The organism is Streptomyces sp. WAC 04229 (assembly GCF_003947455.1).
In the GTDB taxonomy this organism is placed as follows: domain Bacteria; phylum Actinomycetota; class Actinomycetes; order Streptomycetales; family Streptomycetaceae; genus Streptomyces.
The window spans coordinates 1-17282 of record NZ_QHJH01000145.1 but is presented as its reverse complement, the minus strand read 5'-3'; the positions used below and the strand labels follow the sequence as shown (position 1 = coordinate 17282).

The following is a 17282-nucleotide window of genomic DNA, read 5'->3' as shown; positions in this document are numbered from 1 at the left end:
AGACAGGGGCAGGCAGACGGGAGGGCGGGGGCGGGGCGGGGGACGCCCAGTTCAGCGGCAGTGCGATCAGGGCGGCGGCGGCCGCGGTCGCTGCGGCACCGGCGGCGGCACGGAGCAGACGCCGGCGGGACGCGGTCTTGCGGATCGCCTCGTAGCGGCCGGGCGGCGGGCCCAGGTAAGCGGTCTCCGGGCGGAGCACGACCAGCAGCGGGTCGTCCTCGTCCCGTCCGGACCCGGGATCGTCCTCAAGGCGTGTGGTCAAGGCTTCTCCTCAGATGGACGCGGAGCAGTTCGCGGGCCGCGTGGAGGTCGGCCTTGACGGTTCCTTCCTTGCGCCCGGTCAGCGCGGACACCTCCCGGATCGGCATGTCAGCGTAGTAGTGGAGCAGGATCGGCACGCGCAGTCGCTCCGGCAGGGACTGCACGAGCAGCCGCACCGAGGGGTCGGTCTGCTCGGGGTGCGGGCGTACCGCGACCTCCGCGGTGACCCGGCGCACGGCCCGGCGTTCGCGCTCCAGCTTGCGCCAGTGATCCCGGACGAGGTTGGCGGCGGTCACGTAGAGGAACCCGCGGGGCTCCTCCACGGACGTCCAGCGGGCCCAGAGCCGGGTGAACGCCTCCGAGGCGATCTCGTGGGCCGTCTCGTCGTCGTCGACGAGCCGGCGGCACCAGCCGGCGAGGCGCGGATACAGGGCGGCGAACAGCTCGGACGCCGCCCTGTCACGGGACCGTTTCAACGCTCTCCATGGTCGTGAGGGTATGCCGTGCACACGGCCGGTCAGGAGGGAGCGGGACGCGTCGCGCTCAGCGCGGCGAAGACGATGACGTTGTCCCGGTACTCCTCGCCGACGCGCGGGCCACCGCAGGTGATGAGCCGCAACTCCGGCCGGTTCACGTCCCCGTAGACGTCGTCCGTCGGGAACTCGGCCTTCCGCACCGTCCGTACGGCGGTGACCGTGAACTCGGCCGCCGCGCCGTTCTCCAGGCGCGTCTCGATCCGGTCGCCCCGGTGCAGCCGCGCGAGGTGGCGGAAGACGCCGTCGCCGTGGGTGCCGACCGTGACGTGGCCGAGGAGGACCGACGGTCCCACCTGGCCCGGGGTCGGCGAGTGCCGGTACCAGCCCGCCCGGTCGTCGTCCGTGACGGGCGGGACCTGCACCGTGCCGTCCGCCGCGAGCCCCAGCCGCATCACCGGGGTGTCGACGCCGGCGGCCGGGATGCGCAGGCCGACCGGCACCGAACGCTCCAGTGGGCGCGCGGACTTGGCACCGGTGGGCGCCGGGGGCGCGGTGGTGCCCGGCCGGTCGGACGCGGCCACGTCGTTCCCCGCGTTCCCCGTGCTCCCCGCGCCGCCGCCGCAGCCGGCGAGCAGCACGGCGAGCGCCGCGGTGGCGAGGGCGCGACCGGCGGGCCGGGTCATGCCCCGGTCGCCGCCCGCCGGCGCCGTACGACGAAGAGGACCGCGCCGCCCGCGACGAGCACGGCACCGGCGCCCGCGCCGACCAGTCCTTCGTCTGTCCCGCCCGGCTCCGGGGCCGCGACGCCGGTGTCGGGGGCGCCCTCGGGCACGGTGGAGACCTGGCCGTCGGCCGGGGCGGGGGCGGGCGTCTCGTCCGCCGGGCCCGGCTTGCTGGGCGAGGGCGTCGGGGCCGTGCTCGGGGCCTCGCTCGGCACGGGGCTCGGGGTGCTCTGGGCCGGGGCCTCGGTGGGCACGGGGCTGGGATCGTCGGCGAACGCGGGCGCGGTGCCGGCCAGTACGGCGGTGCAGGCCAGGGCCACGGCGCTGAGGATGGTGCGGCGCATCGGGTCGCTCTCTCTCGGGGGGTGGTGAGTGGATCGGACGGAGAGACGAGGCGGCGCCCCGGCGGGTTGCAAAGGGAGGGCAAAGTCGTGGTGGGTGACGGAGCACCCCCTTCTTACGGACCCGTGACGTGCCGCGCCGGACGGCCGGCGCGAGGGCCCCGCGCGCCTAGCGTGGACGCATGCGCGTACTGGTCACCGGCCATGCCGGGTTCATCGGGTCCCATGTCGTGACGGCACTGCGGGAGCACGGGCACGAGCCCGTCGGCTACGACGTCCGCGAGGACCCCGCCGCCGACGTGCGCGACCCCGCGGCGGTCGCCAAGGCGCTCACCGGGGTGGACGCCGTGTGCCACCAGGCGGCGATGGTGGGGCTCGGCAACGGGTTCGCCGACGCGGCGGAGTACGTCTCGCGCAACGACCTCGGCACCGCCGTCCTGCTCGCCGCGATGGCGGAGGCGGGCGTGGAGCGGCTCGTGCTCGCCGGGTCGATGGTCGTGTACGGCGAGGGACGCTACGAGTGCGCACGGCACGGCGTGGTGCGGCCCGGCCCGCGTGCCGTCGCCGACCTGGACGCGGGCCGCTTCGAGCCGCCGTGCCCGGTGTGCGGCGCGGCCCTGTCCCCGGGGCTGGTCGGCGAGGACGCGCCCACCGACCCGCGCAACGTGTACGCGACGACCAAGCTGGCCCAGGAGCACCTGGCCGCCGCCTGGGCGCGGTCGGCCGGCGCGACGGCGGTGTCGCTGCGCTACCACAACGTGTACGGCCCCGGGATGCCCCGCGACACCCCGTACGCCGGGGTCGCCTCCTTCTTCCGCTCCGCGCTCGCCCGCGGCGAGGCCCCCCGGGTCTTCGAGGACGGCCGCCAGCGCCGGGACTTCGTGCACGTACGGGACGTGGCCGCGGCCAACGTCGCGGCGCTGACGGCCGACCGCCCGTACGGCACGCTCACCGCCTACAACGCCGGCAGCGGCGACCCGCACACGGTGGGCGAGATGGCCACCGCCCTCGCCGAGGCGTACGGCGGCCCCGGGCCGGTCGTCACCGGCGAGTACCGCCTGGGCGACGTACGCCACATCACCGCCGATTCCGCCCGTCTGCGCACCGACCTGTCCTGGCAGCCGCGGGTCGGCTTCCGGGAGGGCATGCGGGAGTTCGCCCGGGCGGGTCTGCGGGGGGAGTGACGTCGGGGCTCAGGCGTCGGCCAGGGGGAGGGTCACCTCGAAGCGGCAGCCGCCGGGGATGTTCTGGACCGTGGTGCGGCCGCGGTGGGCTTCCACGATGCCGCGGACGATGGCCAGGCCCAGGCCCGCGCCGGCCGGAGGGGTACGGGCGTGGGTGCCGCGCCAGCCGGTGTCGAAGACGCGCGGCAGGTCGTCCTCGGGGATGCCGCCGCAGCCGTCGGAGACGGAGAGCACCACGCCCTCGGGCGAGGGTTCGGCGGCGACGGCGACCGTGCCGTCGGCGGGGGTGCGGCGGATGGCGTTGACCAGGAGGTTGCCGAGGACGCGGCTCATCTCCTTGCCGTCCACCTCGACCGGCACCGCCGCCACCGCGTCGCCGACCAGCCGGACGCCGTGCTCCCGCGCGAGCGGGTCCGCGCCCGCGAGGGCGTCGCCGACCAGGTCGTAGAGCGAGATCCGGGCGGGGGCGAGGGCGAGCGCGCCGGCGTGGATGCGGGAGAGTTCGAAGAGGTCGCCGACCATGTCGTTGAGGCGGTCCACCTCGGTGCGGATCTGGCGGAGGTAGCGGTCGGGGTCCGCGGCGACGCCGTCCTCCAGGGCCTCGGACATGGCCCGCAGGCCGGCCAGCGGCGTGCGCAGGTCGTGCGAGATCCAGGCGACCAGTTCGCGCCGGGAGGTCTCCAGGGCGCGCTCGCGTTCCCGGGACTCGGCGAGGCGGGCGCTGGTGGCGGCCAGTTCACGGCTGAGGGCGTCGAGTTCGGCGGTCGCCGGGACGGTGGGGGCCGCGTAGTCGCCGTCGTCGCCGAAGGAACGTGCGGCGGCGGCCAGTTCGCGGCTGCGGGCGACCACCCAGCGGCCCAGCAGCAGCGCGGTGGCCAGCGACACCACGGCCGCCATCGCCACGACGGTGGTGACCACGGACAGGTCGTGCGGGGACAGGAACATCGCCCAGGCGACGGCAAGCGTGCCCGCGAGCATCGCGAGGACGGCGACCGCCGCCACCACCGCGAGCGACGCGGTCAGCGAGCGACGCCGGATCAGCCGCAGCACGGCCGCGCCGGCCAGCCCGGTGACGGCGGCGCCGGCGAAGGCGTACAGGGCGATGAGGAGGGTGTCGTGCATGTCAGTCCGTCTCCCGCCCCGTCGGGTCGAAGCGGTAGCCCACGCCCCACACGGTCTGGATCAGCCGCGGCCGGGCCGGGTCGTCCTCGACCTTGCCGCGCAGCCGCCGCACGTGGACGGTGACGGTGGACAGGTCGCCGAAGTCCCAGCCCCACACCTCCCGCATCAGTTCCTCCCGGGCGAAGGCCCGCCCCGGGTGGCGCAGGAAGAAGGCCAGCAGGTCGAACTCGCGCAGGGTGAGGGCCAGCTCGGCGCCCTCCTTCGTGGCCCGCCGGGCGCCCGGGTCGACGGTGAGGCCGGCCGCGGACGGCGGCACCAGACCGGCGGCGGGCCGGGTGCGGCGCAGTACGGACTCCACCCGCAGCACCAGCTCGCGGGGGCTGAACGGCTTGGTCACGTAGTCGTCCGCCCCGACCTCCAGGCCGAGGATGCGGTCGTCCTCGTCGCCGCGGGCGGTCAGCATGACGACCGGCACGGGCCCGGTGTCGCGCAGCCGCCTGCACACCTCCAGGCCGTCCATGCCGGGCAGCATCAGGTCCAGCACCACCAGGTCCGGCCGGTGCGCGGCGGCCCGGGTGAGCGCGGCCGGACCGTCGTCGGCCCGGTCCACGAGGTGCCCGGCGCGCTCCAGGTAGCCGGCGACGACCTCCGCGACCGTGGGGTCGTCGTCGACGACCAGGATCCGGGCGGGGTCAGCGGTGGATCCGTCGGGGGTCCCGGCGGGGGATCCGGCAGGGACTCCGTCCGGGGACGCCTGTGCGGGAGCGGGCTGGTGCGGCTGCTGCATGCGCCCAGCCTCGCACCGCGCCCACGCGGACGTCGTCCCCGCGAGCCGCCCCCGGCCGCGACGTCCGTGTTTCGTAAGGAGCGGGAGTCCGTTTCGCCCGATTTCGGCTCGTAGGGTGAGAGCCGTGACCACCTCGCCCGCTCCCGACGTCGACGTCGTACTCCCCTGTCTGGACGAGGCCGGAGCCCTGCCCTGGGTCCTGGCCCGCATTCCGGACGGCTGGCGCGCGCTCGTCGTCGACAACGGTTCCACCGACGGCTCGGCGGAGATCGCCCGCGCGCTCGGCGCCACGGTCGTGACCGAGCCGCGCCGCGGCTTCGGCGCCGCCTGCCACGCCGGGCTGACCGCCGCCACGGCCGACATCGTCTGCTTCTGCGACTGCGACGCCTCCCTCGACCCGGGCCTGCTGACGCCCTTCGTGCGCGAGATCCGGGACGGCGGCGCCGACCTGGTGCTCGGCCGCCGACGACCGCGGGGGCGCGGCGCCTGGCCCCCGCACGCCCGGGCGGGCAACCTCGCGCTCGCCCGGATGCTGCGCCGCCGCACCGGCCTGCGGCTGCACGACCTCGGCCCGCTGCGCGCCGCCCGCCGCGAGGCGCTGCTCGGCCTCGGCCTCACCGACCGGCGCAGCGGCTACCCGCTCCAGATGGTGGTGCGGGCCGCCGACGCGGGGTGGCGGGTCACCGAGCACGACGTGCCGTACCTGCCCCGCACCGGGGCCTCGAAGGTCACCGGGACCTGGCGCGGCACCTGGCACGCGGTACGGGACATGCGCGGCGTGCTCGCCGAGCGACCGGAGCACAGGGTTCCGCGTGACGCGGCCCGCGAGGGGAACACACGGTGAGCATGATGAGCACCCTCCTCGTCATCGCGAAGGAGCCCCGCCCCGGCCGGGTCAAGACCCGGCTCACCCCGCCGTTCACCCCGGACGAGGCGGCCGCGCTGGCCGAGGCGTCCCTCGCCGACACCCTGGGCGCGGTCGCCGCGACGCCCGCCCGGCGCCGGGTGCTGGTCCTCGACGGCGCCCCGGGGCCCTGGCTGCCGCCCGGCTTCGACGTCGTACCGCAGTGCCCGGGCGGCCTCGACGCCCGGCTCGCGGACGCGTTCGCCGGGTGCGCGGGGCCCGCCCTGCTGATCGGGATGGACACCCCGCAGGTGACGCCGGAGCTGCTCGACGTGGACTTCGCGGGCTGCGACGCGTACTTCGGTCCGGCGGAGGACGGCGGCTTCTGGGCGCTGGGCCTGGCCCGCCCCGACCCGGCCCTGCTGCGGGGCGTGCCGATGTCGACGCCGGTGACGGGGGCCGCGCAGCGCGAGCGCCTGCTGGCGGCGGGGCTGCGGGTACGGGACCTGCCGCCCCTGCGCGACGTCGACACCGCCGCCGACGCCCGGGCCGTCGCCGCACTGGCCCCGCACGGCCGTTTCGCCGCCCGGCTGGCGCAGTGCACGGCGGGCGCGGACGCGCGGGTGGGCGGCCGATGAGCGAGCCGGTGAGCGGGTCGGGCGACGGGGCGGACCGCGCCGTGGGGAACGGGCCGGTGGAGCGGCTGTCCGGCGACCGGCCGACCGTCGTCCCCGGGCGTCTCGCGGAGGCGCCGTTCGCGCTGGCGGGGCAGGCGCCCTGGGCCGTGTCCGACCCCTACGCCGCCGCCCTGCGGGCCGGTCGCGGCCCGCTGTTTCTGCGGCGTACCGACGGGTGGCTGCTGCCGTTGGAGGTGGAGCGGTGGTGCGCGGGGGCCGACACGGTCGATCTGGAGGTGCTGGACCGCTGCGAGGGCGCAGTCCTCGACGTGGGCTGCGGACCCGGCCGGCTGGTCGCGGAACTCGCCGCCCGGGGCCGGACCGTCCTCGGCATCGACGTCAGCGAGGCCGCGGTGGCCCACACCGTGCGGTCCGGCGGCCAGTCGCTGCGGCGCTCCGTCTTCGAGCCGCTGCCCGGCGAGGGCCGCTGGGACACCGTGCTCCTCATGGACGGCAACGTCGGCATCGGCGGCGATCCCCGCGCCCTGCTCGACCGCGTCGCCGCCCTGCTCGCCCCCGGCGGCCTGCTGATCGCCGAGACCGCGCGGGTGGACGTCGACGAGCGTGCCCACGTGCAGCTCGTCGACGTCACCGACGGCCACGCGTCCGGCAGCCCCTTCCCGTGGGCGAGGATCGGCACCCGCGCCCTGCTCGACCGCGCGGCCGCCGGGGGCTGGCGGACCGTCGCTCAGTGGACGTCGGGGGAGCGCCCCTTCGTCGCGCTGCGCAGCGACCGCAGCGCCAGCAGCAGCGCCGAGCCGCCGAACAGCACGGCCGTGATCAGCAGCCAGCGGGCGAGGTAGCCGTCCGCCGACAGCCCGGTGACCCCCCGGTACCCCGCGTCGACCCGGCCGGCGATCAGCGGGAACCACACCAGCAGGAGCAGCCCGGAGAAGGCGGCCGGGACGCGCACGTACATCGCCCACCGACGGCGGCCGGCCGCGCCGAGCGCGCCGGTGACCGCCCGGTCCGCCACCGAGTACAGCGGCAGCAGCACCAGGTCGTGCAGCAGCGCCGCCCCCACGAACCACAGGGCCACGCCGAGCCAGTCGTCGGCGAGCAGCCGCACCCCCGCGTAGCCCGCGAGCGCGAAGGAGCAGGCCGACAGGAGGATCTGGAGGGGGCTGCCGGTCACGGCCCGGAGCCGGCCGCGCGGCCCGCCCGGCCCGCGGGACTCGCGGGACTCGCGTACACGGTTCATGCCAGGTCTCCGAACGTCATCCGGGCCACCCACTTGGTGTTCAGCACGCCGGGCGCGGCGGGCACGATGATCCGCGCCGGGTAGCCGTGGTCCGGGCTCAGCGCCTCGCCGTTGACGTACAGGGCGAGCAGGGAGCGCGGGTCGGCGACCTGGTTGGCGCGCAGGGCGCCGCTGCGGAAGGCGCCGCGCCGCTGGAGGGACTCGACGAACACGTCGGGCGGGTCGTCCTCGTGGCCCACGCGCGCGGCGAGGTCCCGCAGCCGCACCCCGCGCCACCACTGGTCGGACGTCGACCAGCCCTCGACGCAGGCGATGGGCAGGGCCTCGCTGTGCTGCTCCATGGCGAGCAGGTCGGCCCGGCTGAGCCGGACGGTCCCGGAGCGGCCCTCGACGACGAGCCGCCAGGTGTCGTCGCGGGTCTCGGCCGGGTCGATGCCGACGTACGCGGCCGTCTTGTTGATCTGGAAGCCGTTGGGGCCGTTCCCCGGGTCGGGTCCGCCGTGCGGGGAGAGGACGGCCGTGGCCCGCAGCGGCGGGTCGAAGCTGCGCCCCGCGTTCGTGGCGAACATCAGCAGCGAGCCGCCGCCGACGAACCACAGGGCGCCGCGCCGCGAGACGGTGGGCGGCGCGGGCCGGGGCGACACCAGGTCGTCAGCCTCCTCGCCACGCTCCCCCGCCCCCTGCGCACCGCGCTCCTCGCGCATCGCCCGGAGGTTGCGCAGCGCCAGCGGCGTCTTCAGCACGGCGTGCGCGACGAACGCGGCGAAGAAGACCCACGCGCCGTAGAAGTGCAGCGGGTAGAAGGAGCCGGGGAAGAGGTAGTCCAACTGGATGTTGAGCACCCCGGTCACGAACTGGAACAGCGCGCCCCCGACCAGCAGCAGCAGCGAGATCCGCTCCAGCGCGTGCGCGACCGAGCGGGCCGGCGGCAAGGTGAACAGCCTCGGCACGACCGACCACAGCTTGGCCAGCAGCACCGGGATCAGGGTGAGCCCGAGGGTGACGTGGACACCCTGGTTGAGGCGGTACAGCCACGTGGGGTCGGTCGGCCACGCGAAGAGGTAGAAGCCGAGGAGCCCCTTGTCCGGGGTCTTGTCGTTGACCGGGGACAGGTCGGGGTTGTAGGCGGCGTATGAGAGCAGGCCGGTCACGAACAGCACGGTGATGCCGGCGAGCAGCACGATGCCGAGCACGGACGTGAACCGGGGCCCGCGCAGCGGGCTGCGCCAGAAACCCGGGGAGGAGGGAAGCCGTGGGGCGAGGTCTCGCATGTCCCGACCGTAGGCAGCGGAAGGCCCCGAAAGCGGTTCACGACCCATGACGAAACGCTGACGTCCGCCGTGTGCGCCGTCCGGCCCGCGATCCTCCGCCCTACGGTGCCGGTGTGACCCGCCTCCGCTCCGTCCCCCGCGACCTGTACGCCGCCGCGGCGGCCGTGCTGCTCGTGGCGGCCGCCATCCTGGTCGGCCGCCACGTGTACACCTACGACGACCTGATCGTCGGCTGGCCACCCCTGCTGGGCCGCTGGGACCCGCACCTGGGCCCCGGCACCCCGGCGGCCGTCCTGGTGGCGGCGGCGACCGCGGCGTACGGGCCGGCCGTCGCCGCCCGGCTGCCGTGGCGCGCGCTGCTCCCCGCGGCGTGGGGCGCGGCGATGGCGTGGACCTGGTCGCTGGCCCTCATCGACGGCTGGGAGCGGGGCGTCGCCGGACGGCTGACCACCGGCCAGGAGTACCTGACGGTCATCGACCGCTGGCGCGCCATCCCGGCGACCCTGCGCGACTTCAACGGGCACATCCTGCTGCACTCCCCGGACAACTGGCCCGCCCACGTCGCCGGTCACCCGCCGGGGGCCACGCTCACCTACGTGCTGCTCGACCGGATCGGGCTGGGCGGCGGGGGCTGGGCCGGGGTCTGGACCATCACCGTGGGCGCGACGGGGTGCGTGGCGGTGCTGGTGGCGGTGCGGGCCCTGTGCGGCGAGCGGCTCGCCCGGCGGGCGGCGCCCTTCCTGGTGCTGGCACCGGCCGCGGTGTGGATGGGCACGTCCGCCGACGGCTACTTCGCGGCGGTCGCCGCGTGGGCCGTGGCGCTGCTGGCCCTCACGGTCACCGGACGCTCCCTGTGGTGGACGGCGGGCGCCGGACTCCTCTTCGGTCTGACCTGCTACCTCTCGTACGGCCTCACGCTCTTCGCCGTGATCGGGGCGGCGGTGCTGCTGCTCGGGCGGCGCGGGGTCCGCGAGCGCCCGGTGATGTTCGTGCCGCTGCTGGCGGGCACGGCGGTGGTGCCGGTCGCCTTCACCGTGATCGGCTTCGACTGGTGGGAGGCGTACCACCTGCTCGTCGAGCGGTACTACGAGGGCGCGGCCGGCGTCCGCCCCTACGCGTACTGGGTCTGGGCCAACCTCGCCTGCACGGTCCTCATCACGGGCCTGGCCACGGTCGCGGGCCTGCGGCGGGCGGGCGTCGTGCTGATCCGGCGGCGGGGCGACGGGGACGCGCAGACGGAGGACCTCCGCCTCGCGTTCCTCGTGGCCGCCGCCCTGCTCGCCCTGCTGATCGCCGACCTGTCCGGCATGAGCAAGGCGGAGACGGAACGCATCTGGCTCCCCTTCGCCCTGTGGCTCCTGCCCGCGGGCGCGTTCCTCCCGCGCCCGCGCGCGTGGCTGGCGGCGCAGGCGGTCCTGGCGCTGCTCGTCAACCACCTGGTCGCGACCGGGTGGTGAGCGGCCGACCGCGCGGGTCAGGTTCCCGCGCGGTCAGGCTGCCCAGCGGGTCAGGATCCGACCGGTGCCGGTCCGACCAGCTCCGTCAGGACGTCCTCCATCGTCACGAAGCCCAGGACGGCGCCCGTCTCGCCGGTGACCGCGGCGAGGTGGCTGTCCTCGGTGCGCAGGGCGGTGAGGGTGTCGTCGAGCGGGGTGTCGATGCGGACGCGGGTGACGCGGTGCAGGGCCGAGCGCGGGAACGGGCGGTCCCGGTCGGTGAGGCCCAGGGTGTCCTTGATGTGCAGGTAGCCCAGGACCGTACCGCCGGGGCCGGTGACCGGGAAGCGGGAGTAGCCCGCCTCGGCGGCCATGCGTTCCAGCTCGGCCGGGGTGACCGTGTGGGGGACCGTGCGCATCTTCTGCGACGGGACCAGGATCTCGCCGACCGGGCGGGTGCCCAGCTCCAGTGCGTCGCGCAGGCGCTCGCCGTCGGCCGGGGTGAGCAGCCCGGCCTCGCTGGCGTCGACCACCATGCGGGCCAGCTGGTCGTCCGTGAAGACGGCCTCGACCTCGTCCTTCGGCTCCACCCTGAGCAGCTTGAGCAGGGCGTTGGCGAAGGCGTTGATGCCGAAGACGAACGGCTTCAGGGCCCGGGTGAGGGCGACCAGCGCGGGACCGAGGAACAGGGCGGTGCTCGCCGGGGCGGCCAGCGCGATGTTCTTCGGGATCATCTCGCCGATCAGCATGTGCAGATACGTGGCGAGGGTCAGGGCGATCGCGAAGGCCACGGGGTGGACCAGCGCGTGCGGCATGTGGACCGCCTCGAACACCGGCTCCATCAGGTGCGCGATGGCCGGCTCCGCGACCGCGCCGAGCACCAGCGAGGAGACGGTGATGCCGAGCTGGGCCGTGGCCATCATCTGGGAGATGTGCTCCAGGCCCCACAGGGTCATCCGGGCGCGCTTGTCGCCCGCCTTCGCGCGCGGCTCGATCTGGCTGCGGCGCACCGAGATCAGGGCGAACTCGGCGCCCACGAAGAACGCGTTGGTCAGCAGCGTCAGCGCGCCAATGAAGAGCTGTACGGCGGTCATCGGGCCATCTCCCGCTGCTCGTGCTCCGGCTGCCCGCCCACCAGGGGCGCGGGCGCGGTGACGCGGAGGCGGTCCGCGCGGTGGTGGTCGACGTCGAGGACGTCGAGGTGCCAGCCGTCCAGGTCGACGACGTCGCCCTTGACGGGGATGCGCGCGAGGTGGGTGGCGACCAGACCGGCCAGGGTCTCGTACGGCCCCTCCGGCGCGGTCATGCCGATGCGCCGCAGGTGGTCCAGGCGCAGCGAGCCGTCGGCCTCCCAGGCCGCCCGGCCGTCCGCCCGCGCGGGGGCGGGCAGCAGGTCCGGTATCTCGACCGGGTCGTGCTCGTCGCGCACCTCGCCGACGACCTCTTCGACGATGTCCTCGACGGTGGCCACGCCCGCCGTGCCGCCGTACTCGTCGATGACGACGGCCATGGTGCGGGCCCGGCGCATGCGCTCCAGGAGGCGGTCGGCGGGCAGGCTGTCCGGCACCAGGAGCGGCGCGGCGGCCAGCTCGGTGACGGGGGTGACCGCCCGGCGCTCCGGCTCCAGGGCCAGTACGTCGCGGATGTGGACGGTGCCGATGACCTCGTCCAGGCTGTCCCGGTAGACCGGGAAGCGGGACAGGCCGGTGGCGTGCGAGAGGTTCGCGGCGTCGGCCGCGGTGGCGTGGGCCTCCAGGGCCTTGACGTCCACGCGCGGGGTCATGACGTTCTCCGCGGTCAGCTCGCTCAGGTGCAGGGTGCGGACGAACAGCTCGGCCGAGTCCGCCTCCAGGGCGCCCTCGGCGGCCGAGTGCTGGGCGAGGGCGACCAGTTCCTCGGCGCTGCGGGCGGACGCCAGCTCCTCGGCCGGTTCCAGGCCGAAGCGGCGCACGAAACGGTTCGCCGTGTTGTTCAGGTGCCGGATGAACGGGCCGAAGGCGGTGGTGAATCCGCGCTGCGGACCGGCGACGACCTTCGCGACGGCCATCGGGCGGGAGATCGCCCAGTTCTTGGGGACCAGCTCGCCGACGACCATCAGGACGACGGTGGAGAGCACCACGCCGAGCAGCGTCGCCACCGTCGAGGCGGCGGCGCCCAGGCCGATCGCCGTCAGCGGCCCGCGCAGCAGCACCGCGATCGACGGCTCGGCCAGCATGCCGATGACCAGCGAGGTCACCGTGATGCCGAGCTGGGCGCCGGAGAGCTGGAGGGTCAGGGAACGTACGGCCTTCAGGGCTCCCTCGGCACCGCGCTCGCCGGACTCGGCGGCACGCTCCAGGTCACCGCGCTCGACGGTGGTGAGGGAGAACTCGGCCGCGACGAAGAGCGCGCAGGCCAGGGTGAGCAGGAGGGCCAGCAGGAGCAGCAGGACCTCGGTCACCGTGCCACCCCGCTTCCATCACGCGCATACGGGGGCACTGGCGGGCCGGCCGTGGCACGGCCGGTACTGGGAGGCTCCATTACGGAACGGGACTCCTTAACGGGGTCGGCGGGCGCCGGTACCAGCCGGGCGCCCGAGGTTTTCCCTCACATGGTAAAGGACCTGCAAAGAGAAGGGGAGTACTCATACCCCTGCGCTTCTACTCGCCTGTAGAGAACGGGCGGACGGTCCCGGTTGTTCCCCGAGGCGCCGCGGCGGCGCGGACACGGGAGCCTGATAGCTTCTACAAAACTGTAGAAGCAAGACTCTCCCGACCCGTACGGAGTTCTCATGGCCCTGTGGGACCGCTTCAAGGAGTCCGCGTCGCAGATGCAGACGCAGCTCGTGGCGAAGAAGAACGACCTCAAGAGCGGCGCCTTCCGCGACGCGAGCATGGCGATGTGCGCGCTGGTCGCCGCGGCAGACGGCACCGTCGACCCGTCGGAGCGGCAGCGGGTCGCCCAGCTGATCTCGGCCAACGAGGTGCTGCAGAACTTCCCCGCCGACGACCTGCGCCGCCGCTTCGAGGAGAACCTGGACAAGCTCACCGCCGACTTCGCCTTCGGCAAGGTCGGCATCCTCCAGGAGATCGCCAAGGCCGGGAAGAAGCCCGCCGAGGCGCGCGCCGTGGTGCAGATCGGCATCGTGATCGGCGGCGCCGACGGGGACTTCGACAAGGACGAGCGCGCGGTGGTGCGGGAGGCCTGCTACGCGCTGGACCTGCCGCCGCACGAGTTCGACCTCTGAGGTCTCACCCGCCGGGGCCGCGGCCGCCCGCGCGGGTGCGGTGCGGGCCCAGTTCACGCAGGACCTCGCCGAGGTCGCCGGCGGTGAGCGCGGGCGCCGGCAGGGGCGGCGCCGCCGGCGCGGCCCGCAGGCCGGCGAGGAACAGGGCGAGCGGGCGGCGCCAGGCGTCCGGCGCGGTCGCGGCGGTCAGCGCCGGGACCGCGCGGCCCAGCGCCGCGAGCCCGAACAGGACGTCCTCGGTGGTGACGTCGGCCCGCACGGCGCCCTCGTCCCGGCAGCGGACCAGCAGCGCGTCCACGGTCCGGCGGTTGTGCTCGTGCACGGCCTCCAGACTGTCCACGCCCCGCAGATGCGTGGTCATCAGGTCGTTGGAGCCGCGGTCGGCGGCCAGGGCCGCGAAGACGACGTCCAGGTAGCCGGTGAGGCCCGCCCACGCGTCCGGCGCCCGCCGGGCCCGCTCACCCGCCTCCATCGTGCCGGTCAGCGAGTCCCGGAACACGGCGTCCACCAGCGCGGAGCGGGTGGGGAAGTGGCGGTAGAGCGTCGCGTTGCCGACCCCCGCCCGGCGCGCGATCACGTCCAGCGGCGCGTCCAGCCCCTGCTCGGTGAACACCTCGTGGGCCGCCTCCAGCAGAAGCTCCCGGTTGCGTCGCGCGTCGCGTCGCTGCCGGGGCGCTCCCTCGCGTGCGCCGACGGTCATCCTCGCCCTCCGGATCGTACGAACCGGGGAGTGCTCCCCGTGCCCTCGGTGCCGATGCTATCGTCGGCCGGGTAAATGGGGAGTACTCCCCGTTTAATTGCCGTCCCCGGTTCCCAGGAGGTCCCATGGCCGCGCCCACCCTCGACGAACTGGCCGCCCTCCGGGCCGCGGGCGCCGTCCACCGGGTGTCGGTGCCGGGGAGCGGGGAGAGCTGGCTGGTCGTCACGCGCGACGCGGCGCGGGCCGCGCTCACCGACCCGCGGCTGCGCAACGACATCCGGCACTCCGCGTCCTGGGACTCCGACGGCGGGCACGCCATCGGCCGCAACATGCTCCAGAGCGACCCGCCGCAGCACACCCGCCTGCGCCACCTGGTGGCCGGCCACTTCACACCGCGCCGGATCGCCGCCCTGCACCCCCGCGTCGAGCGCGTCGCGGAGGATCTGCTGGACGCGCTGGAGCGCGGGGGCACGGCCGACCTGGTCGCCCGGTACGCGCTGCCCCTTCCGGTGACGGTGATCTGCGAACTCCTCGGCGTGCCCGGGGCCGACCGCGAGGTCTTCCACACCTGGTCGAACGAGCTGGTCATGCCCACCTCGCCCAAGGCGGCTCAGGGCGCGGCCGACGCGCTGACCGGCTACCTCACCGACCTGACCGGCGCCAAGCGCGACGACCCGGACGGCACCCTCCTCGGCGACCTGACCGCCGCCGCGGACACCGGGGGCCTCACCGCCGAGGAACTGCTCGGCATGGCCTTCCTGATCCTGGTCGCCGGCCACGAGACGACGGTCAACCTGATCTCCGCGACCGTCCACAGCCTCCTCACCCACCCCGGCCAGCTCGACCGCCTGCGCGCCGAGCCCGGCCTGGCCGGGGCAGCGGTGGAGGAGTCGCTGCGGTTCAACTCCCCCGTGCACGCCTCCGCGTTCCGTTTCGCCGCCGAGCCGCTGGAGCTGGCGGGCACACCGATCGCGGCCGGCGACTCGGTGCTCGTCTCCCTCGCCGCCGCCTCCCGCGATCCCGGCCACTTCCCCGACCCCGACCGCTTCGACATCGGCCGCGCGCCCCGCGGCCACCTCGGCTTCGGCCACGGCCTCCACCACTGCCTGGGCGCCCCGCTGGCCCGGATGGAGGCCACCGTCGCCGTACGCCTGCTCCTGGAGCGTTACCCCACGCTCGCGTTCGCCACCGACCCGGCGACGCTCACCTGGCGCACGAGCACCCTGCTGCGGGGGCTGGCGGAGCTGCCGCTGCGCCTGGGCTGACCACGGGCGTCAGGACGGGTCCTCCGGTACGGCGGACAGCAGGCTGTGCACGACCGGGCCCGCCGAGCCGCCGCCGGTGACGCCCTCCTCGACGACCACGGCGACGGCCACGTTGCCGCGGTGGGCGACGAGCCAGCCGTTGTTGTCCTGGTCGTCGGAGACCTCGGCGGTGCCGGTCTTCGCGCCGACCTCGCCGGGCAGGTCGGCCAGGACGCGCGCGGTGCCGTCGGTGACGGTGTCCCGCATCATTCCGCGCAGCTGGCTGACGACCTTGCCGGGCAGCGGCTCGGTGCGGGTACGGTCCTCGTTCCCCTCGGTGACGGACGGCTGGTGGAACTCGCCGGAGACCGCGGTCGCCGTCACCGACGCCATGATCAGGGGGTTGGCCTGGATCCGGCCCTGCCCGATCATCGACGCGGCCTTCTCGGTCTCGTCCTTGGGCACCGGCACCGAGCCGTCGTACGTCGGGATGCCCACGTGCCACTCCTGGCCGACGCCGAAGTAGGTGCGGGCGACCTCGCCCAGCTCCCCCTCGTCGAGCTTGCCGCGCAGGCTGATGAAGGCCGTGTTGCACGACTCCATGAAGTCCTTGCGGAAGGTGGCGCCCGGGTACTCCGACGTCTCGACGTTGTGGAACTCCTTGCCGACCGTCAGGTACTTGGGGCAGTCCACGACGTCGTCGGGGGCGACCGCGTCCTTGAGCAGCAGGGCGCTGCTGGTGACGATCTTCCAGGTGGAGCCGGGCGCGTAGGTGCCGGAGGCGGCGCGGTTGAAGCCGCTGGAGGGGGAGTTGGCGAAGGCCAGGACCTCGCCGTTGTCGACGCGCAGGGCGACGAGCGCGGCGTTCTTGCCGTCGGCCTCCTCCAGGGCCTGCTCGGCGGCGGACTGCCAGGTGGCGTCCAGGGTGGTGCGCACGGGCCGGTCCGCCGTCGCCGGGTCGGGCTTCTTGCCGAAGGACGCCTCGGTGCGCACGGTCTCGCCGCTGGCCCGGTCGACCAGCTCGACCGCGCCGCGCGGACCACCGCCGCCCGAGTCGCCGGCGAGCCGGCCCAGGAGCGGTGCCAGGGACGGGTACCGCGCGCCGTTGAGGGAGGTCCCCTCGCGGTCGGTGACCTTCGGCGGGGTGGTCTCGGCGCGCTCCAGCCGGAACTTCTCCGTGTCGCTCAGCCGCGGGTGCACCAGGGACAGCCGCCAGTCCACCTTCCAGGCGCCGTCCTGTTCACGCAGGGGCAGCTCCGACTCGTACGTCCAGGTGCCGAGGCCGCTGATCGGCATCCGGGCGGTGAACGGGACGCCGAGGGTGCCGTCCTCGGCCTCCTTCGCGTCCTTCGCCGCCGTCAGCCTCGGTTTCTCGATGTCGAGCCCGGCGGTGAAGCTCTGCAGCACCTCCTCGGCCGGGCCGGGTCTGGTGGTGCGGCCGGCCGCGTTCGGCAGGCGCCCGGCGGACCAGTCGGCGAGGAACGCGCGCGCCTGTTCCATCGCGGCGGGGTCCGGGCCGTCGTCGCCGCGCGCGAAGGGGCCGAGCCCGGCGGCGTACGAGCCGCCCGCGGCGATCGCGAGTACGACCGCCACCGCGGCGACGGCCCGCACGCCGTTGCGGGGGCCGCGGCGGCGGGGGGGCTGCCGGGGGGGGGGGGGGCGCCCCGCGACGAGACCCTGCGGCTGGCCCTCACCCTGGGCTCCGGGCCGTTCCTGCTGACCGTGGACGCCGAGAGCGGCTTCGCCGACGACCCCGACGACGTGGGGGAGTTCGCGCGGCAACTGGCGGC

Annotated in this window: 19 protein-coding genes; 7 read left to right on the top strand and 12 right to left on the bottom strand. The window is 75.1% G+C overall.

From position 1 onward, the window contains the following. From DMH12_RS28500 to DMH12_RS28485, 4 genes are all read right to left on the bottom strand, one after another. A partial coding sequence (locus DMH12_RS28500; protein WP_185832596.1) for a twin-arginine translocation signal domain-containing protein occupies positions 1–262 on the bottom strand: 262 nt, incomplete at its 3' end. Beyond that, positions 246–737 (bottom strand): RNA polymerase sigma factor, encoded by a 492-nt coding sequence (locus DMH12_RS28495; RefSeq protein ID WP_122616678.1) that lies wholly within the window; start codon positions 735–737, stop codon positions 246–248. The genes DMH12_RS28495 and DMH12_RS28500, both read right to left, overlap by 17 nt. 41 nt (positions 738–778) lie before the next feature. After that, positions 779–1420: a class F sortase gene (locus DMH12_RS28490; RefSeq protein WP_125494317.1), complete on the bottom strand. Its 642-nt coding sequence runs from the start codon at positions 1418–1420 to the stop codon at positions 779–781. Continuing rightward, the gene (locus DMH12_RS28485) at positions 1417–1803 is read right to left on the bottom strand and encodes a Tat pathway signal sequence domain protein (protein WP_125494316.1); all 387 of its coding nucleotides are present in this window, start codon (positions 1801–1803) and stop codon (positions 1417–1419) included. The genes DMH12_RS28490 and DMH12_RS28485 overlap by 4 nt, the downstream gene beginning before the upstream one ends. 179 nt (positions 1804–1982) lie before the next feature. Between DMH12_RS28485 and DMH12_RS28480 the strand changes: the two genes are divergently transcribed. Beyond that, complete coding sequence (locus tag DMH12_RS28480; RefSeq protein ID WP_125494315.1) at positions 1983–2984, top strand: NAD(P)-dependent oxidoreductase; 1002 nt, start codon at positions 1983–1985, stop codon at positions 2982–2984. 9 nt (positions 2985–2993) lie between these two features. Here DMH12_RS28480 and DMH12_RS28475 read toward each other — a convergent pair whose 3' ends face one another. Next, positions 2994–4106 (bottom strand): sensor histidine kinase KdpD, encoded by a 1113-nt coding sequence (locus DMH12_RS28475; RefSeq protein WP_125494314.1) that lies wholly within the window; start codon positions 4104–4106, stop codon positions 2994–2996. A 1-nt stretch (position 4107) separates the two neighbouring features. Beyond that, a complete protein-coding gene (locus DMH12_RS28470) occupies positions 4108–4893 on the bottom strand; it encodes a response regulator transcription factor (RefSeq protein WP_125494313.1) in 786 nt (261 codons plus the stop codon). Positions 4894–5008: 115 nt separating this feature from the next. On the opposite strand from DMH12_RS28470, the gene DMH12_RS28465 reads away from it, so the two are divergent. From DMH12_RS28465 to DMH12_RS28455, 3 genes are read left to right on the top strand one after another with little or no spacing between them, the layout of a single operon-like run. Then, the gene (locus DMH12_RS28465) at positions 5009–5737 is read left to right on the top strand and encodes a glycosyltransferase family 2 protein (RefSeq protein WP_125494312.1); all 729 of its coding nucleotides are present in this window, start codon (positions 5009–5011) and stop codon (positions 5735–5737) included. Positions 5738–5742: 5 nt separating this feature from the next. Further along, on the top strand, positions 5743–6375 hold the full coding sequence (locus DMH12_RS28460) for a DUF2064 domain-containing protein (RefSeq protein ID WP_185832597.1): 633 nt from the start codon (positions 5743–5745) through the stop codon (positions 6373–6375). After that, a complete protein-coding gene (locus DMH12_RS28455) occupies positions 6372–7217 on the top strand; it encodes a class I SAM-dependent methyltransferase (protein WP_125494310.1) in 846 nt (281 codons plus the stop codon). The genes DMH12_RS28460 and DMH12_RS28455 overlap by 4 nt, the downstream gene beginning before the upstream one ends. Here DMH12_RS28455 and DMH12_RS28450 read toward each other — a convergent pair. Together DMH12_RS28450 and DMH12_RS28445 are read right to left on the bottom strand one after the other, a co-directional pair. Continuing rightward, positions 7103–7615, bottom strand: a complete 513-nt coding sequence (locus tag DMH12_RS28450) for a hypothetical protein (protein WP_125494309.1) — start codon at positions 7613–7615, stop codon at positions 7103–7105. The genes DMH12_RS28455 and DMH12_RS28450 overlap by 115 nt on opposite strands. Continuing rightward, the gene (locus tag DMH12_RS28445; RefSeq protein ID WP_185832595.1) at positions 7612–8886 is read right to left on the bottom strand and encodes a molybdopterin-dependent oxidoreductase; all 1275 of its coding nucleotides are present in this window, start codon (positions 8884–8886) and stop codon (positions 7612–7614) included. The genes DMH12_RS28450 and DMH12_RS28445 overlap by 4 nt, the downstream gene beginning before the upstream one ends. 113 nt (positions 8887–8999) lie before the next feature. Here DMH12_RS28445 and DMH12_RS28440 point away from each other — a divergent pair, with 113 nt between their 5' ends. After that, the gene (locus tag DMH12_RS28440; RefSeq protein WP_125494307.1) at positions 9000–10343 is read left to right on the top strand and encodes a hypothetical protein; all 1344 of its coding nucleotides are present in this window, start codon (positions 9000–9002) and stop codon (positions 10341–10343) included. A 50-nt stretch (positions 10344–10393) separates the two neighbouring features. Here DMH12_RS28440 and DMH12_RS28435 read toward each other — a convergent pair whose 3' ends face one another. Together DMH12_RS28435 and DMH12_RS28430 are read right to left on the bottom strand one after the other, a co-directional pair. Beyond that, entirely contained in the window at positions 10394–11416 is a 1023-nt protein-coding gene (locus DMH12_RS28435; protein ID WP_125494306.1) for a hemolysin family protein, read from the bottom strand. After that, on the bottom strand, positions 11413–12762 hold the full coding sequence (locus DMH12_RS28430; RefSeq protein ID WP_125494305.1) for a hemolysin family protein: 1350 nt from the start codon (positions 12760–12762) through the stop codon (positions 11413–11415). The genes DMH12_RS28435 and DMH12_RS28430 overlap by 4 nt, the downstream gene beginning before the upstream one ends. A gap of 330 nt (positions 12763–13092) precedes the next feature. Here DMH12_RS28430 and DMH12_RS28425 point away from each other — a divergent pair, with 330 nt between their 5' ends. Further along, a complete protein-coding gene (locus DMH12_RS28425) occupies positions 13093–13548 on the top strand; it encodes a tellurite resistance TerB family protein (RefSeq protein WP_125494304.1) in 456 nt (151 codons plus the stop codon). 4 nt (positions 13549–13552) lie between these two features. Here DMH12_RS28425 and DMH12_RS28420 read toward each other — a convergent pair whose 3' ends face one another. Continuing rightward, positions 13553–14248, bottom strand: coding sequence for a TetR/AcrR family transcriptional regulator (locus DMH12_RS28420; protein ID WP_125494303.1), 696 nt, complete (start codon positions 14246–14248; stop codon positions 13553–13555). A gap of 125 nt (positions 14249–14373) precedes the next feature. Here DMH12_RS28420 and DMH12_RS28415 point away from each other — a divergent pair, with 125 nt between their 5' ends. After that, entirely contained in the window at positions 14374–15513 is a 1140-nt protein-coding gene (locus tag DMH12_RS28415; RefSeq protein ID WP_125494302.1) for a cytochrome P450, read from the top strand. A 9-nt stretch (positions 15514–15522) separates the two neighbouring features. On the opposite strand, the gene DMH12_RS28410 is transcribed toward DMH12_RS28415, so the two are convergent. Further along, positions 15523–17103, bottom strand: a complete 1581-nt coding sequence (locus tag DMH12_RS28410) for a penicillin-binding transpeptidase domain-containing protein (RefSeq protein WP_125494301.1) — start codon at positions 17101–17103, stop codon at positions 15523–15525. Positions 17104–17282: the final 179 nt, after the last annotated feature.